A 25,569-nucleotide genomic window follows, 5' to 3' on the forward strand; every position below is an offset into this window, starting at 1 on the left:
CTCAGTCCTTCTCGTACGCCGCGGCTCGCGTCTGGATGCTCTGGATGCGAGGCACGTCCAGCTTGGTGCTGCGGTCGAAGCGGTAGATGCCGTTCTCTTCCTGGAAGACGTCGGTCAGCTGGGTGTAGCAGTAGCCGAACATCAGGGGGTTGTCGAGCAGTACGTCGACCAGCCCGGTGAAGCGCTCGTAGAAGTCGCCCTCGTCCTTGACCCGCTGGCCGTAGCCCCATGACTCGTTCGTGTTGTTGCCGGCTGCCGCCGCGGCCGCTTCCGGGTTCCACCAGATGCCGCCGAACTCGCTGCAGAAGTACGGCTGCCCGTTGTAGGCCTGCGAGATCGGCCGGTCCTCCGAACCACCCGTGTTCCCGTACGGCGTACCGTCGGCGAGGCCGGCCATCTGCTTGCCGAACTCGACCGGGTCCTGCTCGTAGTTGTGCGAGTCCCAGATGTCCGTCTCCGGCACCCGGTGCGAGTAGCCCGACGCGTCGAGCACCGGCCGGGTCACGTCCGCCGCCTTGGTGGCCAGGAACATCGCCCGGGTCACGTCGTCCAGCTGGGTGATCCGGTCGTGCAGCAACTGGTGCGTCTCGTTCAGCGGGCACCAGCCGATGATGGACGGGTGGTTGTAGTCGCGCTCGACCGCTTCCAGCCACTGGGTCACGTACGACGCGGTCGGCTGCTGGTTGTTCTCCTGGGTGCCCTCGGCAACATTCCCGCCCCAGTCGCCGAACTCGCCCCAGACCAGGTAGCCCAGCCGGTCCGCGTGGTACAGGTACCGCTCCTCGAAGACCTTCTGGTGCAGCCGTGCCCCGTTGAACCCGGCGGCCAGGCTGAGCTCGATGTCCGCGACCAGCGCCTCCTCCGAAGGAGCCGTCATCAGGCTCTCCGGCCAGTAGCCCTGGTCCAGCACAAGCCGCTGGAACACGTGCTTGCCGTTGATCAGCACGGCCTGGCCGTTGATCGACACGGACCGCAGCCCGGCATAACTGTCGGCCCCATCCACAACGGCACCGTCGGTATCCACCAGTTCCAGCCGTACGCCGTACAGGTGCGGGTCCGTCGTGTCCCACAGGCGGACGCGGTCGGCGGGGATGGGCAGCACCAGGCGTGGCGCGAGATCCAGGTCCGCGCGGACCTCGGCAGTGGCGACCTCGCCGGCCTGGTCGGAGACGATGGCCCTGACTTTCCAGCCTGGCTTGTTCGCCGAGATCGGCACGGAGACGTGGAACGCCGAGCCGGCCACGTCCGGGGTGATCCGCGGCCGCAGCAGGTGGACCTCGGGCACGGCCTCGAGCCAGACGGTCTGCCAGATGCCCGTGGTCCGGGTGTAGTGGCAGCCGGAGTTGAAGTACTTGGTGGTCTGCTTGCCGCGGGCCTGTACGCCGTACCGGCTGTCGCGGGCGCGGACCACGATCGTGGCCTCCTCGCCGGGCGACGCGACGCCCGACAGGTCGGCGCTGAACGGGGTGAAGCCGCCGCGGTGCCGGACCACCTCGACGCCGTTGACCCAGACGGTGGCGTCGTGGTCGACGGCCTGGAAGTGCAGGATCGCGTGGTTGCCGGACCAGCCGGCCGGGATCGTCACCGTCGTCCGGTACCAGACAGCCTCGAGGAAGTCGACGTTCGCGATGCCGGACAGTTCGGTCTCGGGCGAGAACGGCACGACGATCCGCTGCTGCAGCTCGCGATCGGCCACGCCACGCTCCAGCCCGGAGTCGGACCGGTCGATCTCGAACTGCCACTCGCCGTTCAGGCAGAGCCAGTCGGGCCGGACGAACTGCGGCCGCGGATGCTCGGAGCGGGGTTGCGAGCTGGGCGAGGTGCTGGGCATCGAGGACTCCCGAGAGGTGGAGGGATGCGGTCGCAGACGACGGTACAACGTTGGAATGAGCGCCAGCAATGGTCCGTGCCTCGCGTCGGACAGGCCTCGGCGGACTCTGGGTCGACTCCGGCGCAGACCAGATGTCAGCTTGCTGCCAAGCCGACCGCGTAACCCGGGGCCCGTGCCGTTCGTCACCTGGTGAGAGGGTTCGCAAGCTTTGTTCGTTGCAACAACCTGCAAATGGCCGACTGATTGCCTTAGACCCAGAACAAACCGTCGGTGTGAGGCGTCATGCTGGGAGACGGCGCGGTCGGCGTGCCGGGGGTCGAGGCGGGGGAGAGTGCGAGGTCGATGCGTGGGGATTGAGCAGACGGCGGAGATCCGCGAACTGCGGTTGCGCGTGCCGCAGGGGGATCTCGACGCGCTGTACCAGCGGCTGCGCGCGTTCCGGGACGGTGGCGACTACATCGCGGCCGGCCTGGACCGGATCGTGCCCGCTGTGTACTCCGACGATCTGCTCGACTACTGGCTCAACGGCTTCGACTGGCGCGAGCACGAGGCCCGGCTGAACACCTACGACCACTACACCACCGAGATCGCCGGCCAGTTCGTGCACTTCCTGCACCTGCGCTCGGCCGACCCCGACGCCCGGCCGGTCCTGCTCACCCACGCCTGGCCCAGTGGCGTGATGGACGTCCTCGACTCCGCGGTGCCGTATGAGGCGCAGGGCACCTTCCATCTGGTCATCCCCTCGATCGCCTGGACCGCTCTGGCCGGACCGCCCGAAGGTTCACCGAGCCAGCGCAGCGCGGCCGGCTGGGACGAGCTCATGCGCCGCCTCGGGTACGACGACTACCAGGTCGGCGACGACCGTTTCGGCGTCAGCGCGACCCCGGCGTACACGGAGGTCACCGAAGCACGGGCCGAGCAGCGCGGGCTCGACGCGTCGGAGCTGGCCGAGGTGCGCTGGTTCAACGAGAACCTCACCGCGATCAACGAGGGTCAGCGGGTGTCCGCGCTGGTCCTGAGCACCGCACTGCTCGCCTGGAACGCCCAGCTGGTCAATCTGGACCTCGACCGGGACGCGATCCTCACCGGACTCACCCTGGCGTGGTTCGCCGCGCAGCTACCGGCCGAGTAGCCGTACTCCGTTCTCCCAGCAGACGGCTCGCAACCACTCGTCACCCAGTTCCAGCCGTTCCAGCGACTCGAGCTGTACCGCATACTCGTACGGGATGTTCGGGAAGTCCGAGCCGAGTACCACCCGGTCCTGCAGGGCCGCGTAGCGCGGGAGCAGGTCACGCGGCATCGGCGCCATCGCCTCGGTGAAAGGCGTGCAGGCCATCGTGGTGTCCAGGTGCACGTTGGGGTAGGTCTCGGCCAGCGCCAGGTGCTCGGCGTACTCCGGCATCCCCAGGTGCGCGATCACCGCGGTCAGGCGCGGGTGCTTCCGTAGTACCTCGCCTATCGGCCCGGGGCCGGTATGACGGCCGGGGACCGGACCGGATCCGCAGTGCACCACCACCGGTACTCCGGCCTCGGCCAGCTGACCCCATACCGCGTCGAGCTCCTCGTCGCGCGGGTCGTAGCCCCCGACCTGGACGTGCACCTTGAAGATCCGCGTCCCGAGCTCCAACGCCTCCTTCACGTACTGCGAGGCGCCCGGCTCCGGGTAGAACGTCCCGCTCGGGACGCAGCCGGGTGTCTGCGCAGCGAACTCCCGGGCCCAGCTGTTCAGCCAAGCGGCCATGTCCGGCTTGTGCGGGTACACCAGCGCAGGGAAGGCCCGGACGCCCAACGCCTCGAGCGTGGCGAGCCGGTCGGCCATCGGCGTCCTGTACGTCACCGGCCAGGTGACGCCGTAGTGCTCCTCAGCCTGGTCGAAGTACGACCAGACGGCGTTCATCACGGAGTCCGGCAGGAAGTGGACGTGCACGTCCACGAGTCCGCTCAACCCCAACCGCTGCCACCAGCCCGGCACCTCGTCATCGCGCACCCGCCTACTTTAGAGAGCTTCTGTGTTTGCAATAGCTACGTAACTACGTACTATCCACAATGTGGAAGAAGCTGTGGATAACCGGCTCGAGGACCTGGAGCGGCGGATCACCGCTCTGGAGTCCGCGGCCGGGCCACGCCTTCGGCCCGAGAACGGGGAGGTACTGCCGGCCGGCCTCGATCCCGAGGCCTTCTTCGCGCTGGCGGCGCTGAAGGAACGGGTGCCGCCACCGGGTGCCGTGCTCTACACCGGCAGCGTGACCCTGCCGAATGACCGGCAGATCGATTGGCAGTACGGCCGCGCGACGCCCGAAGTGCTGGAGGCGGACTGGTCTCAGCGGGCTTCGGCTCTGGCGGCGCTGGGTAACCCGGTGCGGCTGACGCTGCTGCGGGAGATCGTGCACGGCCGGACCACGGTCAGTGCACTCAGTGCGGTCGAAGGTCTTGGCACGAGCGGGCAGATCTACCACCATCTACGGCAGTTGACCGCCGAGGGCTGGTTGCACAGTCCGAGTCGGGGCAGCTTCGCCGTACCCCCGACCAGAGTCGTCGCCCTGCTGGCGATCCTGGTGGCCCTGGAGAGGTAAGCATGAAACTGATCGCCGTCCTGGTAGCGGTGGCCGTGCTGGCCGGAGGCTGGTTGATCCGGCCCCGGACGCTGCAGCTGGACTCCGCGCGAACGGGCGACCTGACCCTGCAGAAGTTCATCGACGAGCACTACGAGGGTCCGGGCCATCGCCTGGCCATCGCGGTGATCGGGGACAACTCGATGGCGTTCGCCGGGCGCGGAGCGAACGAGCACAGCCGCTTCGAGATCGGCTCGGTCAGCAAGGCGATGACCGGGCTGCTACTGGCCGACTCGGTCCGGCGTGGTGAGGTGAAGCTCGACCAGGAGGTCGGATCGTTGCTGCCGCTGGGAGATACCGAGACCGCCGGCGTGACGCTGGAGGACCTGGCGACGCATTATTCCGGCCTACCGCGAACCTCGACGAATCCCTTCGTCACCGTGCGGTCGTTCGTGGCCAGTCTGAGTGCGGGCAATCCCTACCCGTACGACGTCGACGATCTGCTCGCGCAGGCACAGTCGGCGGGAACCGGCGGACGCGGCCAACCGGAGTACTCGAATCTCGGTGGAGCGCTGGTGGGGCAGGCACTCGCGCGCAAGGCCGGCAAGAGCTACCCGCAGCTGCTGCGGGAGCGGCTCCTCGACCCGTTGCAGATGCAGGAGACCACCGTGCCAACCACCGACGCCGGCGCGGCACCCGAGGGCTACAGCTCGGGTGGCCGGAAAGAAGCGCCGTGGATCCAGGACGGCTACGCCCCGGCCGGCGGCGTGGTGTCGAGCTCGGGAGACCTTGCGTTGCTGGTGCAGTCACGACTGCGGGGTATCGGCGTCGAGGCGCTGGCGCCCAAACGGGACTTCGAGGACGGCGACAAGATCGGCCTGTTCTGGATCACCAGCCCGCTCCGCGGTACCGACCACGCGATGGTCTGGCACAACGGCGGCACCGGCGGCTACCGCTCCTTCGTCGGCCTCGACCTGGAACGCAAACGGGCGGTGGTGGTGTTGTCCGATGTCGCCGCCGACGTCGACGACTTCGCCCAGGAACTGCTGGCGGCGTCATGAGGGACGTCATCCTGCTGGCGCTGGTGTTCGCCTACCCGCTGCTCGCGATCTGGCAGCTCTCCACGAAGCGGCTCCGCGACCGCCTCGACCTCCTGATCGTGCTGGCGGCCGGCGTCCTCTTCCTGCTCTTCGCCCGGACCACGGTCGACTGGCAGGAGTTCCCGCCGTGGCTCTGGCTGATCGGCCTCGGCCTGTTCGCCGTAGCCGTCGCCCTCACCGGCCGAGCCTGGCCCCACCTCGCCTGGCTCAGCTCCAAACGCCCTCAGCTCCGCGCCTTCTCAGCCACCCTCCAACTGGTGATCGCCGCCGCCCTCGTCGCCGTACTCCTCTGACTCGCCTACTTCGACTGGTCGGTGACCCAGAGGCCGGTGAGGCCGCGGAAGTGGGCGAGGAACTTGTCCTGTTCGTGGGCCGGGTAGGTGGCCGCGACCGTCTCGGAGAGGATGCGGTCGAAGTCCGGGCTCGAGACCCAGGCGACGAGTTGCTCGTCGAAGTTCGGCAGGTTGGTGGCGCACCACTCCTGATACCTGGCGGTCTCGAAGTACTCGTCGGCCAGGGCCAGGTAGGCCTCCAGCTTGGCGTCGTAGTCGAGGGACTCGTCGTCCGCGACCGCGAAGTACCGCTCCATGTGCAGGTCGACCTTCGTTCGGCGGCCGGTGGCCAGGGAGAAGATCGACCACTTCACCAGTGCGCCGATCGCCCAGGGGAAGTAGTAGTGCAGCGAGGTCACCGCGACGTCGGGGCAGGCGTTCGCGTAGTCGATCGGGTGCACCGAATCGCCGTTCACCAGCATCTCGCAGGAGTTGAACTCCCAGCCGAAGAAGGCGTTCACGATCCGGCTGATCGCGACCGCCTGATGACCGGCGGACGGGCTGAGGAAGTCGTGCGAGACGGCGTACCGGTTGTGCATCGGCTCGTCCGGCTGGAAGTCCATCACCATCGTCTCGGCGCCGATCGACAACGCCCGGGCGAACTTCTCGTACTCGACCGTGGCCTGCAGGTGCATCAGCATCTCGCCGGACTCGTCGTAGGCCTGGTGCAGGTCGTCGCGGTTGTTGATCCGGGACACCCCGCGCCAGCCGCCGCCGTCGAACGGCTTCATGTACATCGGGTAGCCGAGGTCGTCGGCGATCGCGTCCAGATCGAACGACTTGTTGTACTTCGCCGACGTGTACGCCCAGCGCACGTTGTCCACCGGGTTCTTGTACGGCACCAGCACGGTCCGCGGGATCTTCAGGCCGAGCCGGAGCATCGCGCAGTACGCGCTGTGCTTCTCCATCGCCTGGAAGGTGAACGGCGAGTTGAGCAGGTAGGTGCCGTTCATCAGCGCGGCCTTCTTCAGCCACTCGCGCGGGTGGTAGTACCAGTACGCCAGCCGGTCGATCACCAGGCCGACCCGGACCGGGTCGTTCAGGTCGAACGGCTCGATGGTGAGTCGCTCGGTGCCGAACTCGTGCGTGGTGCCGGTGTCGTCCTTGACCGGGCCGACCTGCCGCAGCAGCGCCTCGAACGCCTGCGGCCAGTCCTCCTCGGCGCCGAGCAACAACCCGATCAGATGCTGTGAGCGGTCAGCCACGGTGGGACTCCTAACAGAAGCGGGGAAGGTGGTGGGCAAGCTGCTTGCGCCACCAGGGCCAGTCGTGAGCTACATCGTGTCCCCAGAGGTCCAGCTCGTGCGGGATGCCCTTGGCAGCCAGTACTGCGGCCGTGGCGCGGGCGGACGGCAGGGAACCGGTCGGGTTGGTCTCCCAGTCGCCCTGGCCGACCGTGAGCAGCAGGAAGACGCGGCTGCGCAGCCACTCCAGGTGGTCGCCGTCCAGGTTCGGCAGGTAGTCCGCCGGGTTGTTGAAGTACATCGCGTCGCCGCGCTCGCCCCAGGCATGCCAGGCGGACGCGTCGTAGTTGCCGGACTGGCAGATCGCGATCGGGAACAGGTCTGCGCGCTTGAGCGCGAAGTTGAGCGCGTGGAAGGCACCGAGGCTGCAGCCGGTCGTGATGATGTCGGAGGCGCCCGGGGTGTCGCTGCCGATTGCCGGGACAACCTGGTTGAGGATCCACGACTCGTAGCGCCCGTGGTGACGGGCCCGGTCCTCCAGCGGGATGCTGCGGTCGGACCAGCTCTGGTGGTCATAGGAGTCGACGCAGTACAGCTTGACCCGGCCGGCGTCGATCAGGTCGGCGACGGCGCCGACCATGCCGTTGTTCTCGTAGTCCCAGGCACGGCCCTGCTCACTGGGGAACACCAGGACCGGACGGCCGTAGTGGCCATAGCGGATCAGCGTGCCGGGCCGGTCCAGCCCGGGAGCCTCCAGTTCGACCTGCTCACGCTCCATCCGGCCTCACCCCTGTCCTAGTGTCCCGCGGCCACCCTCGCATGTCTTCATGTTGTTTGCCTCGTCTGTGCGCGTCCCGCCACCGGCCCGAGGACCGCGACGAGCACAGCCAGGGCTGCGACACCACCGAGGGCCACGGGCAACGACCCGGCGCTGGAGGCGGCGCCCACCGCGCCTGGGCCGAGGAGGAAGCCCAGATAGGCGATGGTGGTGACGGTGGAGATAGCTCCGGCGCCCGGCGCTCGGGTCCGGCCCACGACCCGGCCATACCGATGATGGTCGGCGCGCAGACCGACGTACCGAGGCCGGCTATTCCGATCCCGACGAGCGCCAGCCACGCGTTACCGGCCGCAGCGGCCATGACTGTCCCCAGAGCGGCTACAGCTCCTCCGACGACGAGCAACTGAGCCGGCCGGACTCGTTCGAGCAGTGCGTTACCGCTGATCCTTCCGGTGGCTGCTGCCGCCGCGAAGATCGCCGGAGCGCTCGAGGCGAGGGCAGGGGCCGCGTTGTACGTCGTGTCGAGGTGTACGGCGCCCCAGCTCTGCCAGGCGTTCTCCACGACGAAGGAGAGCGCGCAGAGAACGCCGAACACCAGCAGAGTCGGCTCGAACCTGCGCTTCGCCTTCTCTCTCACCACCCGTTCAGTGGCAGTGCGGGAGCCAGGCGCCAGAACCAGCACGACCAGGAGCGCGATCAGCACGAAGGCGCCGCCCAGGACCGGCAGTGCGCCCGAACCGGTCGCGCGCAGGCCCGCAGTACCGAGGCTGGCTAGGACTACCGCGATCGAGAACAGCCCGTGGCCCAGGTTCATCAGGGGCTTGCCAGTGGTCGCCTCCGCGGTCGATCCGGCCGCGTTGATCGCGACATCGGTCGCGCCCGAGGTGGCTCCCAGCACGAACAGGGCCGCTGCGAGAGTGACCACCGAGTCTGCCAGAGCAGGCAGGACTCCACACAGGGCGAAGAGGAAGACGGCCACCGGCAGCACGACACCGCCATACCGGTCGATCAGGTAGCCGGTGAGCCGCATCGAGACGAGCGCGCCGAGGCCGACCATCAGCAGCGCGGCTCCGAGTTGCCCGTCGCTGACCCCTGCTTCCGACTTGACCGCGGGAAGGATCGCGCCCCACGCACCCCAGAAGAGGCCGAAGGCGGCAAATCCACCGAGTGTCCTGAGCACCCGGTCGACACTAAGCCCAGACGCGGTTCAGCAATCCGGTCAGGCAGGGGTCGAGAACATCGCGCCAGGCGGTGAAGTTGTGCATGTCGGGGGACTCGTCGAACGCAACGTCGAGGCCGAGCTCGGTCAGGCGGGCGGCCATCACCCGGTTGTTGTGGACGTTCTCCTCAGGAGTTCCCGCAGTCATGGCGATGGCCGGCTGGGACGGCGACTCCGTTGCCTTCAGCACCTGCTGGACGAAGCCGGTCACCTCGGCGTAGTACTCGAACTTCGCCTCCTGCGGATCCGTCTCGAGCGCGAAGAACGACCCGGACTGCAGGAAGAGCCCGGCGAACGTGCCGGGGTGGTTCCACTCGGCGTACAGGGCGGCGAGCGCACCGAGGCTCGCGCCCATCAGGATCGGCAGCCTGCTCTTGCACTGCGCGGTGACCGCCGGCAGCACCTGACCCGTCAGAGTCTCCGCGTACTGCGGGTTGGCGGCGTACCAGAGGTTCCTCGAGCCCGGGCGGATCAGCGCGAGCCGGAACGGCGGCAAGGTGCCCTCGGCAACCATCGCGCCGGCGTAGTGCGTCAGGCCGGCGTACAACGCGAACTCCGGGCCGTCATGGGCCAGCAGCAACGGCAGCTCGAAGGCTGGCGCGATCCCGTCCGGCGCCCAGATCTGCACGTCCACCGGTCCGACCGGCGTCGGGTTCACCGGCAGCGGGGTCAGGCTCGACGCGATCGGCTCGACCGAGACCCAGGCGGGCTCGACGTACCCGGGCAGGGGCAGCCAGGAGTGCCCGCCGAAGGCGCCGCCGACCACCCGTGGGTTGGTCGGGTCGGTCCGCATACCGGCCTCGGGGATGTCGAACAGGTACTCCATCCGGTGCACCGACGGCCGCGGCAGCCGCAACTCCCAGCCGTAGTCGACCGGCTTGAACTCCAGCAACTCGGCGGCCAGGCCGAGCTCCTCCCACAGCCGAACGCCGGGCAGGGCATGCTCCGGATCGCCGAGGCGGAACACCACCTCAGCTCCTTCGACGGCACTGACCAGCTTTTCGGGCATCCGAATACGGTACGACGTCCCGGCCGCTAGAACCGACGGCGTGGGCAGTTCCGGCGGCAGAAATAGGCAGTCCGGCACCGATGTGCCGCCTGGAAACGGGGGGAAAGTGATGCTCACGACATCCGCCGGAACCTCTGCATGGAACGGCCCTTCCGATGACGTCCACCACGCTGCAGCCGAAGGAACAGTGGGGTAACCCCCAGAGGAGGCGCGAACCCCCAGAGGAGGCAGCGAACCCCACAGCACCAGCACACTCTCGGAGGGCGCGACACCTCGCCCGCGCAACCGCACAGTGTGCTCCGCCCGTGCCGTGGGGGTTCGCCCACTGTCAGAACAGTGGGGTAACCCCCAGAGGAGGCGCGAACCCCCAGAGGAGGCAGCGAACCCCCACAGCACCAGCACACCCCCCGAGGGCGCGACACCTCGCCCGCGCAGCCGCAGAGTGTGCTCCGCCCGTGCCGTGGGGGTTCGCCCACTGTCAGAACAGTGGGCGAACCCCCCACAGGAGGCAGCGAACCCCCACAGCACCAGTGAGGCTTCGCCTCCGACCGCCGAGTGTGCGGCTGGCGTGGGTGTCATGGCACGGGACAGCCAGGGCTATGGCGACGGTGACGGTCAACGAGCCCGCCTCCGCCTCAACCGGCTCATCCAACGACGGCAAGGAACCAACACCTACGCTCGGCACCAGCGCCATCCTGATGATGGCGAACGGTTCACTGGCCGGACTTCGAGGCGGTGATCCACCCCGAGGCGACGAACCGCCTGGCGAGCGCCGAACCACCGGCCGCCCGGGGGCGCCGCGGCCAGGCGGCCTTCTACGCGACGGCCTGCTGGTTGCGGGAAGCCTTTGCCGACGTGTGCTGGGAGGTCGAGCACGTCGTCGCCGACCGCGATCTCGTGGTCCTCCACACGACCATGTGCGGCCGGCACGTGAATACCTTCGTCTCCTACGACGAGACCGGCCGGCCCGCGCAGGCGTTCCCCGCCACGGGCCGGGCCGTGAGCACGGGGAAGATCGGGGAACACTGACAGGACCTGTCGTTGACGGGAGGTAAGGTCGCCGCGATCCGGCTGTGACATCCGGAACCGTTTGGGAGGCTGACTGCGGTGGTCGATCTCGAGGATATCCGGGCGGCGACTGAGGGATTGCCGCGCAGTTATGAGGTGCTGGTCCGGGACCGGATCAAGTTCCGGGTCGGCCAGATCGTCTATCTCGCGGTCGCACCGGACGAATTGTCGATGGGGATCGGTTTCCCGCGGGAGGAGCGGGACGCGATGATCGCCGCCCAGCCGGACAAGTTCTTCCGGCCCATTCCGTCGGACGAGCGGTACCAGTGGATCCGGGTGCACCTCGACGCCATCGACGTCGACGAACTCCGCGAACTCGTCCTCGACGCCTGGCGGATGTGCGTCCCCAAGAAGGTCGCCGCCGCCTACCTGGCGTCGACCGACCAGGACGCGCCCGGCTGACTCTGCGGAGCGATCACGGTCAGTACGGAACAGGGGCCTAGGGCAACAATCGGTGGTCCTCTCATCCCTGGGGATGAGAAGCAGCCCTCCCAATGACGACCCGGGTCATGCCAAGACCGTCCTCGAGGCCGATGTCGGAAAGCTGTCCCGGCCGCAAGCTTGAACCATGACCGGAGACTTCCTACCCCGCCGCCGCCAGGCGTCGGTCCGCACCCAGCTCGCCACCGTCGTTCTCGTCGTCGCCGTCGCGACCACGACGGTCTATCTCCTCGTGAACCGCTGAATCAGCCCACCTGTTGGTGAGCGCGTCCGGTGTCAGGCGTGGCCGATTTCGCAGTACCGTCGATCAGCCTTCCCAGCGGACCTCGGCCTCGCCCGGGCGGACGACGCCGGCCTCGTAGGCGACGACGACGGCCTGGACCCGGCTGGACAGCCCGAGCTTCGACAGCACGCTGCTGACGTGGGTCTTCACCGTTGTCTCGCTGACGAAGAGCTTTGCGGCGAGGTCGCGGTTCGACAGCCCGCGCGCCATCCAGACAAGGATCTCCCGCTCGCGTTCGCTCAACTGCGCGAGCGGTCCGGTCCACCGCCCGGCGGCCGGCGGCGGTGCCTCCGCAGGCCCGTTGCCGACCTGCCGTTCCAGCTCGACGCAACGCTCGAGCAGCACCCGGGTGGAAGCCGGATCGACGAGCGAATCCCCGCGGTGCACAGCCCGCACGGCCGACACCAGCAGATCCGGATCGGTATCCTTCAACAGAAATCCCGACGCCCCGGCGCGGACCGCACTCAGTACATAGGCCTCGTCGTCGAAGGTCGTCAGCACCAGTACCGCGGGCCGGTTGCTGCCGGACTCCTTGGCCGCGGCGGTGATCCGCTCGGTGGCGACCAGCCCGTCCATCACCGGCATCCGGATGTCCATCAGCACGACATCCGGGTCGTACTGCTCGATCAGCCGGAGCGCCTCCTCGCCGTCGCCCGCCTGCGCGACCGTGGTCAGGTCGGGCTCGTGGTCGAGGATCATCGCTAGTCCCATCCGGATCACGCCCTGGTCGTCGGCCACCAGGACCCGGATCTGTTCCGTCACCTCTGCGGCGGCAACCATGCCTGCACTCTCCATCCACCCAGTGGTCCGGCGGCGACGGTCAAGGTGCCGCCGCTCGCGTGCGCGCGCTCGCGCATTCCGATCAGTCCGTTGCCGCGGCCGCTCTCGCTGCGCCGCGCTGTCTCCAGCACGTTCACCGGCGGCGGTCCACCGCTGCCGTTGTCGTCGATCGTCAGCAGTTCTCCCTGCGCCCCGCTCTGCCAACTGACATGCGCCGCGGTCGCCTTCGCGTGCACCATCACGTTGGTCAACGCCTCCTGGATGATCCGTACCGCGGTCAGATCCGTGGCGGAGGTGAGTTGCCGGGTGCGCGTGGGCAGGGTCATCGTCACGTCCACGCCGACCGCCTTCAACCGGTCACCCATCCGCGCGACGTCGGCCAGCCCTGGTACCGGGGCTGTCTCCGTGCCGATGCCGGGTGGCGTCGCGTTGTTCAGCACGCGCACCGTCTCCCGCATCGCGGTCAGCGCTTCCTTGCCGCTGGCAGCGATCCAGCGGACGGCCTCGCGCAACGCGGCCGGATTCTGGTCCGCGACGCGGTCCGCGGCCTGGGCTCTGATCACCACCGCGCTCATGTGGTGCGAGACCACGTCGTGCAGGTCACGGGCGATCCTGGTCCGCTCGGCGTTGGCGATCCGCTCGGCCTCGATCGCGCGCAGCCGGACCAGGGCGGCGTTGCGCTGCTCCAGCACCAGCAGGGTCTTGCGGTGCCGCAGCGAGTTCGCGCCGAGCAGCACCATGCCGCAGATCAACGCTTCGGCGAAGACGAACAAGGAGACGTCGATGTAGCTGTAAAGGCTGGAGATGTCGGTGGGCAGGTTCCGGTAGCGCTCGCCGTACCGGGTGATGTTCGGAGGGCTGTAGCTCAGCACGATCGCGACGACGGTGGGCAGGCCGATCATCAGGGCCGCCAGGCTGCCCATGGTGAAGAAGAGACAGGTCAGCCGGCGGACTCCGCTCGAGGCCGCCAGGTAGCCGACCACCAGCAGCGGCACGAGATGGAGCTCGGACTGCAGGGCGGCGTCGCTGATCGCGGGCGCCCGGAAGATCGTCAGGCCGAGCTGCTCAGCCAGCCCGGTCCCCGCCGACGCGTACAGCAGGGGATAGAGCAGTGAGACCCCGACGAGCGTGGTCCGGGGGATGGTCCGGACCAGGGCCACGGTCAGGACCAGGAAGATCCCGGTGACGACGGAGACGCTCGGGTTCGCCGGGCGCAGGCCGCTGTTGTTGATCAGCGCCAGGCCGGAGAACCAGACGATGCCGATGAGTGCCGCCAGCAGCAGATCCTGCTGCGCAGACGGCATCCGGCGCCAGAAGGCCCACACCCTCAGCGCCCCGTCGGCGAATCTGCTTGACTCTGCACTTGCTCAGCGTAGTCGCGTGTGAGAATGAGCGGCTCCTGCGCCCGAACGGGCCGTCTCTCCAACTTTCGGAGGAGGCGAGGCGTCCGACCCCCTACCCAGGTCCGACTTCTGGCCGTCCGAGACGGTCCCTGGGACCGATGTGGCGAACCCCGCCGACCCGAGAGGCTGTACCCCATGAGCAACCACCTGCCGCCCCGCCGCACCGTCCCGGTGCGAGCCTGGTTGCTGTCCGTGACTGGCCTGGTCGTGGTCGCGTCTCTCGTGATGTGGCATGCCCAGCTCGTCGACCTGATCGGCTTCGACACCTCCGCCGACAAGCAGCCGGTGGTCGCGAGCGGGCCCGGTGGTTCGCCGCCGCCCGTGGTCGAGGTCAGCAAGAGCACGCCGCCTCCGGGGAAGCCCTCCAAGACGCCGACCCGGTCGCCGAAGCCGACGAAGACCCCGACCAAGACGCCGACCCGGTCCTCGTCCGGCTACAGCGAGGAGGACATCGACGGGCTGTCGCCGAAGCTGCGGACGCGCCTGAGGAAGGCGATCACCGCGGCGAAGGCCGACGGAGTACGGATCAGCATCACGTCGGCGCGGCGCAGCGTCGCCAAGCAGAATCGACTGCTGCGGGAGGCCATCGTGAAGTACGGCTCGTACAAGGCGGCCACCCGCTGGGTGCTGCCGCCCGAGCAGTCCGCCCACGTCCAGGGCAAGGCGGTCGACATCGGCCCGCAGACGGCGATGGTCTGGCTGAACAAGAACGGCTGGCGCTACGGCGTCTGCCGCCGCTACGACAACGAGCCCTGGCACTTCGAGGCTCTCACCACGCCGGGCAAGCGATGCCCGGCCCGCGAATCACACGCGGTCGCCAAGGCCGACTGACCCACCACCGAATCAGGAGCGCAACTGATGACCACATATGCCCAGCCGACCATCCGGCGATCCACCCGCCACCGCCACGTCGTACCGGCCCTGTGGCGTCAGGTGGTCCGCGGTGCGCCGAAGATGGCCGAACCAGCTCACGCCGAGCCGGACCGCTCGGCCTTCACCCAACTGGAGATCTACGACGGCATCCTCGCGGCCGTCGACCACCGCGCCGAGGTCCTCGACGTGATCGCCACCTCCCCGGACCGCGAGAGCTCCATCCGCAGCCTGCGCGAACTGCTGGAGATCACCAACCTCCAGGCCACCGCGATCCTTGACCTCCCGCTGGACCGTTTCACCGCGGAGTCGCGCGACCGCATCGCCCACCGCGCCACCGAACTCCGCGCAGCGTTGACCCACTGACCGCGTCCACCCACGGGGAGGACGCCCACCCAGGTAGTTCCCGCGAATCGAGTTCAACAGAAGAGGAGGACGTGCCACCGGTCCGGCCGGCCAGGTATGGGTAAGAGCTGAGGGGCCTCACCCAATCCCGGCCGGCCGCTGCCGTTGAGATCACCTCCCGTGCCCACTCCACCTCCACACCGACCCACGCCACCTCCACACCAGCCCCACCCCCGCGCAGCCTCCAGACACCTGCACCCCACGCCCGTGAGCGAGGGACGTTCACGCAATCTGTCGGAGGTCTGTAGGAGAATCCTGGTCAGGAGGTCATCGTGTCGAAGGCGGCCGTTGGTGGGCGGGCAACTCTGGCGATGGTTGCCGCGGCGGCCGGTGTATCGACGCCGACGGTGTCGAAGGTCCTGCACGGGCGCCCGGATGTGGCAGCCGCGACCCGGATGCGGGTCGAGCAGGCCCTGGCGGACTGTGGATATGTCCCGCCGCAGAAGAACCAGGGGCGCAGCAGGGTTCACACCGTCAATCTGGTCTGCGACGACCTGCTGTCCCCGTACACCTCCGAGTTGCTGCGTGGCGTCACCAAGGCGGCGAACCTGCAGGAGGTGGACGTCGTTGTCGCGCTTCTCCAGGATGTGGCCGGTTCGACGCCACAGACCTGGACCAGGCGACTCCGCGCCGCCGGACACGAAGGCATCATCGTGGCTGCCTGCGAGTTGACGGACGCTCAGATCACTGCCCTCGACAGGGCCCGGGTGCCGCTGGTGGCGATCGACACGCTGAGCCTTCCGTCGGTCGAGGTGGCCACTGTCGGGTCGACGAACGCGACCGGGGGCGTCGATGCGACCGAGTATCTGCTCGGTCTGGGCCATCGCAGAATCGCCTTTGTCGGCGGTCCGGCGACCTCGACCTGCGGACAAGCCCGGCTGCACGGCTACCTTGCCGCGATGAGCAATGCCCGCCTGCCGGTTGACCCGGACCTGGTGTCGAACGGTCTGTTCATAACCCCGACCGGTCTCGCCGAAGGGCAACGCCTGCTCGAGCTGGACGACCCACCCACCGCCGTCATCGCGGGGAACGACCCGATCGCCATCGGAGTGATCGAGGCCGCCCGGCAACGCGGGCTCGCCGTACCGGCGGACCTGAGCGTCGTAGGCTTCGACGACACCTATCTCGCCGAATCGTCGACTCCGCCGCTGACCACGGTCCGCCAACCCCTGCAGGAAATGGGCGCCTTCGCCTTCCGAACACTGCTCCGCCTGCGCGACGGCGAACCACCGGCCGCCTGCCACACGGAGTTGGCGACTCAGTTGGTGATCCGAAGCTCCACTGCCCAGCCCGCCGCCCGGCCGCAGTGACGTGTGGTTCTGGGGTCAGCCGTTGAGGAGGTGGAGGAGGGCGTTGGCGTAGGCGTGTTCGGCGTCCGTGGCCGGGAAGGTGCTGTCGTCTGTGAGGCGGATCGTGTAGCCGCCTGGCGTTGCTTCCAGGGCCTGGAAGTGGGTGCCGAGGAGGTTGCGGAGCTGGTCTTCGCGGGGGAGCCAGATGACTTCTCGCTGTTCGATGCTGTCGAGCGCCCACTCGGTGGTGCCGTTGAATCCGATCACCTTGCCGCCGGGGTAGTCGTGCACCTCGACGGTCATGTCGCTGACCACGAACACGTCCGCGTCCATGTCGCGGTCCGGTACCACGAACCGGTCCCCAGCTCCCGGTACCCAGAGAGCCCCGGCTTTGCGTAGTCGTTTCGCCTGCTCAACCGTGATCACACCTCCATCCTGCCCACTCCCGGCAAACGCTTCACCTTCACCGCGCGCCCGCCCACAGACCGAGACAGCGACCACCGGCGTACGGCGTACCGGGGTGGCGGGTCAGAGGGAGGTCGGGCGCCAGTACTGGCGTTTGTCCTCCTCGCGGACCGTGTAGCCGAGTTTGGCGATCTCTTCGCGGAGTTCGCGGACGTCGTGCTTGCCCTTGTCGCCCAGGGCGAAGGCCTTCGAGCGTGCTTTCAGGACGGCGTTGACCGCGGCCGGGAGTTCAGGGTCGTCCTCCACCCAGCGGCGGAACTGGTCCGCGTACGGATCGCCCGACTCCGACCACGGATAGCCGTGCGCTCGGAACGCGGCAGGGATCGCCTTGGCCTCTGACTTCAGTTGGTCGTGCCGCTCGCGGGCCAGTTCGCGCGACCGGGAGTCCTGCAGCACGATCTCCTTACCGTCCAGGAACGCCACCGCCACCTGGTTCCGCGGTACCCGGGTCGTCTTCTGGTTCTTCAGGAACTCGACCTCGGTATTCGTCACCGTCACCTTGAGCGTGTCCTCGAGCGCCGCCGCGGCCAGGAAGATGCCCGCGACCACGCCGATCACGGTGAGCAGCGCGACCACCCACCAACTGTCGCCCTTCGCAATCAGTTCGAGCGGCGCTGGGAACGGCACCCACCGCTGGTCGACCGCCCAGTCGGCGATCCGCGGCAGGAAGAACCCGAGCGCGAGCCCGGCCAGCGGGAGCCCGCCGTACAGCACCACCTTGTCGGCGGTCGAGTGGCCGATCACGGTCCGGGTGGATGAGTCGGTGCTCATGGCTTGCCCCTCGTCTTCTCGGTGGCGAGGCCGAACAGGGTGACCAGTTCGTCCCCGTACGCCGCGAGGTCGGTGCCCGGGTGCTCCGCCCAGTAGGTCAGCGCACCGTCGATGGCCTGGGTGATCGTCATCGCGAGCACGATCGGGTCGAAGGCGCGGAACTCGCCGGCCTGCTGACCCGCGCGCAAGGTTGCGACCAGATCGGCGACGGGAACCGCGTCGCGCTCGGCGAAGACCGGCTTTCCGTCCGGGGCGCGGTGGTTGACGATGATCTCCGCCACCGCGACCAGCCGGGTCTGGTTGTCGCGCATGTAGGCGATCCGGGAGCGGATGTACGCCGCCAGCCGGCCGGCGGAGGTCGTCTCGGCGTCCAGGTACGGCTTCATGAACGCGGCCCAGTCGTCGATCACCTGGACGACGACCTGTTCGAGCAGATCGTCCTTGTTCGCGAAGTGGTACGAGATGACGCTCTTGCTGATGTCCGCGTGCTCGGCGATCCGGGCCAGCGAGGCCTGTCCGTAGCCGACGGCGGTCACGGTCTCGATCGCGGCCGCGATGATCTGCCGCCGCCGGGCCGCCTGGATGAACGACACTCGACCACCCGCACCGTTTTTCGACCGCATGGCCTGAAAATAGCGCACGAACCAGGCTCATTGGTCAGACGCTGAGACACTCCGGAGCCTCGCCGGACCACCCTGACACCATGCAAAGGACGACCCGGAACGACGACCAGGCCGACGAGAGGAAGAAACTGGATGGCGGACAGGGACGGGATCTGGCTGCGATTCTTGTCAGGACCGGAGATCGATTCGCTCGGGCTGACCCGGACGGAGCTCGTCGACGCGGTCGAGGAGGCGGTGCGGGACCATGGTGAGGGCGAGACCAGCTTCGAGCCACGGGTGCACCTGATGCCGGACAACGGCGGGATCGGGCATTTCAACATCCTGCGCGGCCACCTGAACCGACTCGGCGAGAACGGCGTCAGCGGTGTGAAGGTGGTCGGCGACTTCGTGCCGAACTACCAGCTCGGGCTGCCGAGCGAGCTCGCGATGGCGACCTTGTTCGACCCGACCACCGGCGTACCGCTGGCCGTCCTGGACGCGACCATGATCACCGCGGCGCGCACCGGCGCGATGACGACGGTCGGCGCCCGATACCTCGCCCGCCCGGACAGCAAGATCCTCGCGCACGCCGGCGCTCGCGGTACGGCGTGGTGGAACGTCACCATGCTCGACGACCTCTTCGACCTCGACGAGATCCGGGTGACGTCGCGCCGGCCCGAGTCCCGGGAGAAGTTCGCGGCAGAACTGTCCGCGGAGTTGTCCACGCCGGTCCGGGTGGTCGCCACCGCGGAGGAGGCCTTCGACGGTGCCGATGTGATCGTCGAAGCGACCCGGCTGACCGAACCCGAACCACTCCTGCGTACTGCGGCCGTCCGCCCCGGCGCTTTCGTCGTCCCGTACGGCACAGTGAGCGCGGTCGAACTGGATCTGCTGGACGTGATGGACAAGGTGGTCGTCGACGACTGGCGCGAGGCGCAGTCCGGGCGGTTCGGCGCACTCCGCCGGCACGTCGATACCGGCCGCCTCTCGCCCGAGACCCTGTACGCCGAGCTCGGCCAGATCGTCGCCGGCCAGAAGCCGGGGCGGGAGAAGGATGCCGAGCGCATCCTCTTCTGGCACCGCGGATTGTCCCTGCTCGACGTCGCCATCGCGCACCTGATCCTCAGGCGGGCCGAGGCCGCGGACGTCGGCACGATGCTGAGATTCCACTGACATGCTGATCGACCGCGCCGAAGACCTCGGCCCCCGCCAACTGATCGATACCGAGCCGCTGGAGCTCTCTCGCAGCCTGCTCGACCGCCTCGCCACTACCCGGTCCGCCGTACTCGATGCTCTGCGCACCGGTGACCCCGTCTACGGCGTGAACACCGGGATGGGCGCCATGAGCAAGCGTCGGCTCACCGACGAGGAGCAGCGAGTCCATCAACGCAATCTCTTGCTCGGGCGAGCGGCGGGCGGACCGCCCTGGTTGCCGCCCGACGAGGCCCGCGCCGTCGTTGTCGCGCGACTGAGGACGTTCCTGACCGGCGATGCGGGTGTCTCACCAGAGCTCTGCTTGCAGCTGGTGGCCCTGCTCAACAGCGGTCTGGTGCCCGCGATCCCGGTCGGTGGCGCGGGCTCGGCCGGCGAGATCATCCCGCTGGCCCACGCGTTCGGCCCGCTGGTCGGCATCGGCTCGGTCATCCCCGCGACCGGAACGATCAGCCCGGCTGAGGGTGTGTTGCCGTCGTTCGAGCTCGGTCCGAAGGAAGGGATCTCGCTGCTCGCCGGGATTCCCGGCGCGACCGGTAGAGCGTGGCTGCAGGTTGGTCGCGCGCAACGGCTCGCGGACCATCTGAGTTTGGTTGCCGCAGGCTCTATCGCGGTGATCGGCGCGAACCGCGATCCGTACAACCCCTTGTGTGGCAGGGGAGACGAGCTGCTGACGGCGGAGCTGGAGCGGATTCTGCGGCTCGCCGGGCCGGAGGATGAGCCGCGGTCACTGCAAGCACCGGTGTCGTTCCGAGTCGCGGGACAAGTCATCTCGCATGTCAGGCGATCGGTCGCGCGTCTCGACGAGGCAGTGGAGCGGGCGCTGGTCGGCGTGACGGATTCGCCCGCATTTCTTGGGGGAACCTTCATCGGAACAGCGGGGTTCCACGGCATCAACCTGGCCGCGCACTGCGATCAACTGGTCGCGGCGCTGACTCATGCGGCCGAGGTGTCGACGGCGCGGATCCATCGGCTGCTCGATCCCGCCGTCACGGGACTACCTGCACAGTTGGCGCACGATCCTGGTCCGCAGGCCGGGCTGGTGACCGTGCACAAACGAGCCGTTGCCACCATCCATTACTTGCGCCGACTGGCGTTGCCTTCGGCAATCGGTACGCTCGAGACCTCCAACGGGCAAGAGGATGTGCAGAGCTTCTCATGGGAGGCCGTCGGCGTGCTGGGTGAGGCGGTGCGGCTGACGCGTGAGGTCGCCGCCTGCGAATTGCTCGCGGTGTACCAGGCCTTCGCATTGTCGAAAAGGCCTGTGCCGCAAGGGCTGCGGGACTTCCTCGGCTCGGTGGCGCACGTCGTACCGGCGATCGAGGCGGACCGGCCGTTCGGGGCAGACCTGAGCCGCCTGCTCGACACCGTGATCTGATCACGCCGCGTTGCTCGTGACCCCCAATACCCGGCGGTCGAAGGCAACGACCTCCGGCGGCCGGGCAAAGGAGGGCCAGGGGTGGGGGTCAAGTGTGGGAGACGGTCAGGTTGTAGCCGGCAGTACTCCGTACGCCGCGTCCGCCTCGCGCAACGCCTCAGCCGCGTCCTCCACCGCGGGGCGAGCCACCGTCAGCCCCGGTACGGCGGACATCAGCCGCGCGGGCCAATCCGCAGTGCTCTCGCGCTGAGGTGGCACTATCACCAAGGTCACGCTCATGCCGATCGCGCCTGTCCGGCCTTGAAAACCTCGTGCTCCAACGGCTCACCCGCGACGTACCGGGCGAGCTCCGACGCCATCAGGCGGCCTTGCCGGCGGCGCTCGGTGTTCAGCGTGCCGGCCAGATGCGGCGTCACCACCACGTTCGGCAGCGAGAAGAGCGGCGACCCCGGCAACGGCGGCTCAGGATCGGTGACATCCAGTATTGCGAACAGATCCGGGCGCTCGCCCAGCACAGTCACCAGTGCCTCTTCGTCGATCAGCGCGCCACGAGCCGTGTTGATCAGCGTCGCGTCGTTCTTCATGGCCGACAGCAGGGAAGTGCTGACGATCTGGCGGGTCTCCGCGAGCACAGGAGCGTGCAGCGACACCACATCGGAGGTGGCGAACAACTCTTCGAGCGACACCAGCCGGACCCCGAGCGAAGCCGCGAGAGCAGGATCGACGTACGGGTCGTAGGCCTGCAGGACGAGGTCGTGCCGGGCCAGCAGTCGGGCGGTCGCCTGACCAGTAGCACCGAGCGACATCAACCCGATAACTGATCCGTTCGCACCCGGTTCATTGGTTGCCCGCGGCAGCGATTCGCCCAACGCCCGGGCGCCGAGCACATAACGCCAACCGTGCTTCAACGCATACAGCACCTGCGCGAGCGTGAACTCGGCAACGGACGCAGCGATCACCGAGTTGGCCGCGGTCACCCGCACGCCCCGAGCCCAGGACTCCGGCGTGACGATCGAACGCACCGACCCGGCTCCGTAGAGCACCAACGCCAGCCGAGGTGCGGCAGCCAGCAGTTCGGCAGTCAACCGCGGACCACCCCAGGCCGTGACGAGCACCTCGACGTCTCCGAGCAGTTCCGGCGTGAGCTCGGACGGCGTCAGCGGAGGAACCAGAATCTGCAGGTTCTTCTCGAGTGCGGCCCGCTCGTCCTCGCCGTACACGTCAGGGAAGCGGGCAAGGTCCATCACGTAGAGGCCGTTCAGCATCAGACCACCTCCTGAACGGCGGCCCGGATCGCCGCCAACCGCGCCGGTGAGGCCAAGCCGGCATGGTAGTACCGCAGTTCCGACGCACCTGCCGCGACCAGTCGCGCCGCGAGCGCGGTCAGCTCCTCCGGACGCTCACCCAGAGCGTTGACATTGGCGACCAACGGTACGGCGGTGCGCGCCGCCGCGGCCTTTACCCGGCCGATCGCGGCCTCCTCGTCGTCCCATGACTTCAGCACGAATGCGGCCGGAGCGGTCTCGAAGCCAGCCAGGTCGACCCCGACATCAGGACCGGTCACCCGCTCGTCATCAGTTGCCATCAGCAACACCTCTCGCCCGTCGGCCAATGCGGTGGCCTCCGCCAACAGTCCGGTGATCACCGCAGTCCGATGGTCATAGAGGGCCTGAGCCCGTTCCTCGCCCAAGGCCTCGATCAAGCTCAGCCCTGCCGGCACGCCGTCCTGAAGCTCCCGGTCGACCGTCGCACGGATGTCCGCGGACAGCCTGGCGACATCGACACCCCACTCAGCCAAAGACCGGGAACAGGCCTGACACAGGCAGATGGACAGCAGATCGCGCGCACAAGCCGTCAGATCCGCGCCGGAGGTCTTCTCATGCTGGCTCAGGTGTTCGAAGCCGAGCCAGCCACACGCCTCCAGCACTAGAGCAGGGATGTCGTAGAGCTCGATGATCTCCCGCACCAGCGTCAGCGCGTACTCCCGCACGTCTGGTTGCGCCGGACACAACGCATAGCCGAAGCGTTCACCGAAGGCGTTCCGCACCGTTAGATCCGGCGCGGACCGCCCGAGCAGCGACGAGTGGGTGAGAACCACCCAGGCCTCGGACCGCAGCCCGACGGCGGCCAGCGCCGAGGTCGCCGTACCGAAGCGGTCCTCGTCGTCGACAGCCCACGTCGGGGCGACAGGTCGCAGTCGGGCGCCACGCCAGCGCTCCGGCCGGATCCGGAAGTACGCCGCCGCGTGCTCGGCGTGCACGACCCGATGGGCGGGATGCCAGGCAGTGGTGGCCCGCACGGAGTGGTACGCCGCCTGGAGGGTGACCGTGTCGACGCCGAGATCGGCGAAGCGAGCAGCCGCTGCCGGATCGCCGATCAGGTCCCAGGTGTAAGCGAAGGCGCCGTGCCTCACCATCGCGGGATCACCGGATCCCAGCCCGGCTGCACCGCCCGCATCGGCGTGATGTCGTCCCGGGTGTCGAACCCGCACTTCTCGTACTGCTCGGCCAACCTGGCGAGCGAGTCCAGGTCCAACTCGACACCGAGCCCAGGCGTCGACGGCACCCGCACAGCCCCGTCGGCGAACTCCAGCACCCCTTCCTGCACTACGTCCTCGACGAGGTACGGGTAGTGCGTGTCGCAGTCGTAGGTGAGCTCGGGAGTGGCGCCGGCCAGGTGGGTCATGGCCGCCAGGCTGATGCCGAGGTGTGAGTTCGAGTGCATCGACAGGCCGATCCCGAAGGTCCGGCAGATCGCCGCGAGTTCGCGCGAGCGACGCAGCCCACCCCAGAAGTGGTGGTCCGAGAGCACCACCTGGACGGCATCGGCCTTCACTGCCGGTGAGATGTGGCTGAAGGCGGTCACGCACATATTGGTTGCCAGCGGCATCGACACCTCACGGGCCACCGCGGCCATCCCGTCGATCCCGCCGGTCGGGTCCTCGAGGTACTCGAGCACGCCGTCGAGCTTCTTGCCCACGGCAATGCTGCTCTCCACCGTCCAGCCGGCATTGGGGTCGAGGCGCAACGGATGATCGGGGAAGGCGTCGCGGAGCGCGAGGATGGCGTCGGCCTCCTCGGACGGCGGGAGCACACCGCCCTTGAGCTTGAGCGACTTGAAGCCGTAGCCGTTGACCATCTGGCGTGCCTGAGCAACGATGCCCTCGGCATCCATAGCCTCGCCCCAGCGGTCCGGTTCGTACCCCGGGTCTGGGTTGTGAACAGCCGGCTTGAAGAACAGATACCCGCTGTACGGAACGGTGTCGCGGACCTTGCCGCCGAGCAGGTCCACCACCGGCCGTCCGAGGGCACGACCCTGCAGGTCCCAGCAGGCGACCTCGAAGGCGGAGAGCACCGTGGCCAGGGTCTTCTCGTCACTTGCCTCACCGACCAGGCCGTGGGTGGCCCGGCCTGCCGTTGCGCCGAAAGTCTCGCGGACGATCCGCTCGAGCCCGTTCAGGTCGAACGGATCCAGGCCGGTCAGCCGCGGCGCCACCTTGCGCAGCGCTGACAGGATCGCCAAGTCGCCGTACGTCTCGCCCAGACCGGTAAGCCCGTCATCGGTCGAGACCTGCAAGATCGAGCGCAGCGCGTACGGCTGGTGGATGCCCTGGATGTTGCGCAGCGGCGGATCCTTCATCGCGATCGGGGTGATGACGACCTCGGTGATCATGCGGTTTCCTTCCGGACGAGGGTCAGGCCGTTCTCGAGGATCTGATCCAGTTCCTCCAGGTGCTCCGGCAGCGGGTCGGTGAGCGGCGACCGGACGGAGCCGACGTCGGTCCAGCGCTTCCGGACGGCTGCCTTCACCAGCGAGACGGCATAGCCCGCACCCTTGTCCCGCAACTTCACCAGCGGCAGGTAGAACTCCGGCAGCAACTCGTCCAGCCCGGCCTCGTAGGCGTGCGCGATCTCGGGCGCGAAGCAGTGCACCGCCGACGAATACGCCCGTACTCCGATCGCGGCGTACGAGCGAGCCGTCACCTCAGCCGTCGGCAGCCCGTTGAAATAGGTGAAATCGGGGGCCACCGCCATCATCCGCTGGAGAAGATCGAGATCGCCCAGGCCGTCCTTGAAGCCGACCACTCCCGGGATCCGGGCGAGTTCGGCGACGCTGTCCGCGGTGAAGATCGCGTTGTCGCGCTGGTACGCGATCAACGGCAGCCCCGCGGTCGCGGCGAGTCCGCGGAAGTGGTCGAGCAACCCCTGCTGCGAGGGCTTGATCAGGTACGGCGGCAATACCAGAAGCCCGTCCGCGCCGGCTTCCCGCGCGGCCGCCGCGAACTGCCTGGCCATCGCAGTGCCGTAGCCGGTGCCCGCGAACACCGGCAATGCGCCCGCGGCCTCCTGTACTGCGGCGCGCACCGCGGCGGCGTACTCGTCGAGAGTGAGCGAGAAGAACTCCCCGGTCCCGCAGCAAGCGAAGATCGCGGCCGGGCCGGCGTCGATCTGGTGGCGCAGGTGCTCGCGGTACGGGCCGAGCGCGAGCGCGCCGTCGGCGTCGAAGGCGGTCACGGGGAAGGAGGAAAGACGGTCCAACTGCATCGGCGGCACCTCACTGATGACGGGTCGGTAAGCGCTTGCCAAGTGACCTTAGC

At 68.3% G+C, this 25,569-nt stretch carries 26 protein-coding genes and 1 pseudogene; 11 read left to right on the forward strand and 16 right to left on the reverse strand.

The genetic code is table 11. The annotated features are described in order from the left end of the window. Position 1: 1 nt before the first annotated feature. Entirely contained in the window at positions 2–1,831 is a 1,830-nt protein-coding gene (locus ACFPJ1_RS40060) for a glycoside hydrolase family 2 protein (protein WP_380111598.1), read from the reverse strand. Positions 1,832–2,177: 346 nt separating this feature from the next. Here ACFPJ1_RS40060 and ACFPJ1_RS40065 point away from each other — a divergent pair, with 346 nt between their 5' ends. Beyond that, a complete protein-coding gene (locus ACFPJ1_RS40065) occupies positions 2,178–2,963 on the forward strand; it encodes an epoxide hydrolase N-terminal domain-containing protein (protein WP_380111599.1) in 786 nt (261 codons plus the stop codon). On the opposite strand, the gene ACFPJ1_RS40070 is transcribed toward ACFPJ1_RS40065, so the two are convergent. Further along, positions 2,949–3,818, reverse strand: a complete 870-nt coding sequence (locus ACFPJ1_RS40070) for an amidohydrolase family protein (protein WP_380111600.1) — start codon at positions 3,816–3,818, stop codon at positions 2,949–2,951. The genes ACFPJ1_RS40065 and ACFPJ1_RS40070 overlap by 15 nt on opposite strands. Before the next feature lie 61 nt (positions 3,819–3,879). Between ACFPJ1_RS40070 and ACFPJ1_RS40075 the strand changes: the two genes are divergently transcribed. The 3 genes from ACFPJ1_RS40075 to ACFPJ1_RS40085 are packed head-to-tail and all read left to right on the forward strand — an operon-like array spanning position 3,880 to position 5,776. Continuing rightward, a complete protein-coding gene (locus ACFPJ1_RS40075) occupies positions 3,880–4,404 on the forward strand; it encodes an ArsR/SmtB family transcription factor (RefSeq protein WP_380111601.1) in 525 nt (174 codons plus the stop codon). Between the two features lie 2 nt (positions 4,405–4,406). Beyond that, a complete protein-coding gene (locus ACFPJ1_RS40080; protein WP_380111602.1) occupies positions 4,407–5,444 on the forward strand; it encodes a serine hydrolase domain-containing protein in 1,038 nt (345 codons plus the stop codon). Next, positions 5,441–5,776: a hypothetical protein gene (locus tag ACFPJ1_RS40085; RefSeq protein ID WP_380111603.1), complete on the forward strand. Its 336-nt coding sequence runs from the start codon at positions 5,441–5,443 to the stop codon at positions 5,774–5,776. Before ACFPJ1_RS40080 ends, ACFPJ1_RS40085 begins: the two co-directional genes overlap by 4 nt. Positions 5,777–5,781: 5 nt before the next feature. On the opposite strand, the gene ACFPJ1_RS40090 is transcribed toward ACFPJ1_RS40085, so the two are convergent. The 4 genes from ACFPJ1_RS40090 to ACFPJ1_RS40105 are packed head-to-tail and all read right to left on the reverse strand — an operon-like array spanning position 5,782 to position 10,005. Continuing rightward, a complete protein-coding gene (locus ACFPJ1_RS40090) occupies positions 5,782–7,020 on the reverse strand; it encodes an ATP-grasp domain-containing protein (protein ID WP_380111604.1) in 1,239 nt (412 codons plus the stop codon). Positions 7,021–7,030: 10 nt separating this feature from the next. After that, positions 7,031–7,777, reverse strand: a complete 747-nt coding sequence (locus ACFPJ1_RS40095) for an esterase family protein (RefSeq protein ID WP_380111605.1) — start codon at positions 7,775–7,777, stop codon at positions 7,031–7,033. After that, positions 7,767–8,957, reverse strand: coding sequence for an MFS transporter (locus ACFPJ1_RS40100; protein WP_380111606.1), 1,191 nt, complete (start codon positions 8,955–8,957; stop codon positions 7,767–7,769). Before ACFPJ1_RS40100 ends, ACFPJ1_RS40095 begins: the two co-directional genes overlap by 11 nt. A 10-nt stretch (positions 8,958–8,967) precedes the next feature. Beyond that, the gene (locus tag ACFPJ1_RS40105; protein WP_380111607.1) at positions 8,968–10,005 is read right to left on the reverse strand and encodes an alpha/beta hydrolase; all 1,038 of its coding nucleotides are present in this window, start codon (positions 10,003–10,005) and stop codon (positions 8,968–8,970) included. A 720-nt stretch (positions 10,006–10,725) separates the two neighbouring features. Between ACFPJ1_RS40105 and ACFPJ1_RS40110 the strand changes: the two are divergent. Both ACFPJ1_RS40110 and ACFPJ1_RS40115 read left to right on the forward strand, forming a co-directional pair. After that, a pseudogene (locus tag ACFPJ1_RS40110) lies at positions 10,726–11,034 on the forward strand (ester cyclase); the annotation flags it as partial. A 78-nt stretch (positions 11,035–11,112) separates the two neighbouring features. Beyond that, complete coding sequence (locus ACFPJ1_RS40115; protein WP_380111609.1) at positions 11,113–11,475, forward strand: MmcQ/YjbR family DNA-binding protein; 363 nt, start codon at positions 11,113–11,115, stop codon at positions 11,473–11,475. A 346-nt stretch (positions 11,476–11,821) separates the two neighbouring features. Here ACFPJ1_RS40115 and ACFPJ1_RS40120 read toward each other — a convergent pair whose 3' ends face one another. Both ACFPJ1_RS40120 and ACFPJ1_RS40125 read right to left on the reverse strand, forming a co-directional pair. After that, complete coding sequence (locus tag ACFPJ1_RS40120) at positions 11,822–12,559, reverse strand: response regulator (RefSeq protein WP_380111638.1); 738 nt, start codon at positions 12,557–12,559, stop codon at positions 11,822–11,824. After that, positions 12,556–13,881, reverse strand: coding sequence for a sensor histidine kinase (locus ACFPJ1_RS40125; protein WP_380111610.1), 1,326 nt, complete (start codon positions 13,879–13,881; stop codon positions 12,556–12,558). The genes ACFPJ1_RS40120 and ACFPJ1_RS40125 overlap by 4 nt, the downstream gene beginning before the upstream one ends. 234 nt (positions 13,882–14,115) lie before the next feature. Here ACFPJ1_RS40125 and ACFPJ1_RS40130 point away from each other — a divergent pair, with 234 nt between their 5' ends. The 3 genes from ACFPJ1_RS40130 (at position 14,116) to ACFPJ1_RS40140 (ending at position 16,565) form a co-directional block, all read left to right on the forward strand. Further along, complete coding sequence (locus ACFPJ1_RS40130) at positions 14,116–14,811, forward strand: M15 family metallopeptidase (RefSeq protein WP_380111611.1); 696 nt, start codon at positions 14,116–14,118, stop codon at positions 14,809–14,811. 27 nt (positions 14,812–14,838) lie between these two features. Continuing rightward, entirely contained in the window at positions 14,839–15,216 is a 378-nt protein-coding gene (locus ACFPJ1_RS40135; protein WP_380111612.1) for a hypothetical protein, read from the forward strand. Positions 15,217–15,527: 311 nt separating this feature from the next. Beyond that, positions 15,528–16,565, forward strand: coding sequence for a LacI family DNA-binding transcriptional regulator (locus ACFPJ1_RS40140; RefSeq protein ID WP_380111613.1), 1,038 nt, complete (start codon positions 15,528–15,530; stop codon positions 16,563–16,565). A 15-nt stretch (positions 16,566–16,580) separates the two neighbouring features. Here the strand turns inward: ACFPJ1_RS40140 and ACFPJ1_RS40145 are convergent, their stop codons facing one another. The 3 genes from ACFPJ1_RS40145 to ACFPJ1_RS40155 all read right to left on the reverse strand — a co-directional run bounded on the left by ACFPJ1_RS40145 (position 16,581) and on the right by ACFPJ1_RS40155 (position 18,403). Further along, a complete protein-coding gene (locus tag ACFPJ1_RS40145) occupies positions 16,581–16,970 on the reverse strand; it encodes a pilus assembly protein CpaE (protein WP_380111615.1) in 390 nt (129 codons plus the stop codon). Between the two features lie 102 nt (positions 16,971–17,072). After that, entirely contained in the window at positions 17,073–17,780 is a 708-nt protein-coding gene (locus ACFPJ1_RS40150; protein WP_380111616.1) for a YqeB family protein, read from the reverse strand. After that, positions 17,777–18,403, reverse strand: a complete 627-nt coding sequence (locus ACFPJ1_RS40155) for a TetR/AcrR family transcriptional regulator (protein ID WP_380111617.1) — start codon at positions 18,401–18,403, stop codon at positions 17,777–17,779. The genes ACFPJ1_RS40150 and ACFPJ1_RS40155 overlap by 4 nt, the downstream gene beginning before the upstream one ends. A 132-nt stretch (positions 18,404–18,535) precedes the next feature. Between ACFPJ1_RS40155 and ACFPJ1_RS40160 the strand changes: the two genes are divergently transcribed. After that, on the forward strand, positions 18,536–19,555 hold the full coding sequence (locus tag ACFPJ1_RS40160) for an ornithine cyclodeaminase family protein (RefSeq protein ID WP_380111619.1): 1,020 nt from the start codon (positions 18,536–18,538) through the stop codon (positions 19,553–19,555). 1 nt (position 19,556) lies between these two features. Beyond that, positions 19,557–20,972 carry an aromatic amino acid lyase gene (locus tag ACFPJ1_RS40165; RefSeq protein WP_380111620.1) on the forward strand — a complete coding sequence of 472 codons (1,416 nt, stop codon included), beginning with the start codon at positions 19,557–19,559 and terminating at the stop codon, positions 20,970–20,972. A 105-nt stretch (positions 20,973–21,077) separates the two neighbouring features. Here ACFPJ1_RS40165 and ACFPJ1_RS40170 read toward each other — a convergent pair whose 3' ends face one another. The 5 genes from ACFPJ1_RS40170 to ACFPJ1_RS40190 are packed head-to-tail and all read right to left on the reverse strand — an operon-like array spanning position 21,078 to position 25,516. Beyond that, a complete protein-coding gene (locus ACFPJ1_RS40170) occupies positions 21,078–21,251 on the reverse strand; it encodes a hypothetical protein (RefSeq protein WP_380111621.1) in 174 nt (57 codons plus the stop codon). Next, positions 21,248–22,237 carry a hydroxyacid dehydrogenase gene (locus tag ACFPJ1_RS40175; RefSeq protein WP_380111622.1) on the reverse strand — a complete coding sequence of 330 codons (990 nt, stop codon included), beginning with the start codon at positions 22,235–22,237 and terminating at the stop codon, positions 21,248–21,250. The genes ACFPJ1_RS40170 and ACFPJ1_RS40175 overlap by 4 nt, the downstream gene beginning before the upstream one ends. Next, positions 22,237–23,388: a hypothetical protein gene (locus tag ACFPJ1_RS40180; protein ID WP_380111623.1), complete on the reverse strand. Its 1,152-nt coding sequence runs from the start codon at positions 23,386–23,388 to the stop codon at positions 22,237–22,239. The genes ACFPJ1_RS40175 and ACFPJ1_RS40180 overlap by 1 nt, the downstream gene beginning before the upstream one ends. Next, the gene (locus tag ACFPJ1_RS40185) at positions 23,382–24,644 is read right to left on the reverse strand and encodes a glucarate dehydratase family protein (protein ID WP_380111624.1); all 1,263 of its coding nucleotides are present in this window, start codon (positions 24,642–24,644) and stop codon (positions 23,382–23,384) included. Before ACFPJ1_RS40185 ends, ACFPJ1_RS40180 begins: the two co-directional genes overlap by 7 nt. Beyond that, positions 24,641–25,516 (reverse strand): 5-dehydro-4-deoxyglucarate dehydratase, encoded by an 876-nt coding sequence (locus ACFPJ1_RS40190; protein ID WP_380111625.1) that lies wholly within the window; start codon positions 25,514–25,516, stop codon positions 24,641–24,643. Before ACFPJ1_RS40190 ends, ACFPJ1_RS40185 begins: the two co-directional genes overlap by 4 nt. Between the last annotated feature and the right edge of the window lie 53 nt (positions 25,517–25,569).

This window comes from Kribbella qitaiheensis (genome assembly GCF_042657745.1).
Taxonomy (GTDB): domain Bacteria; phylum Actinomycetota; class Actinomycetes; order Propionibacteriales; family Kribbellaceae; genus Kribbella; species Kribbella qitaiheensis.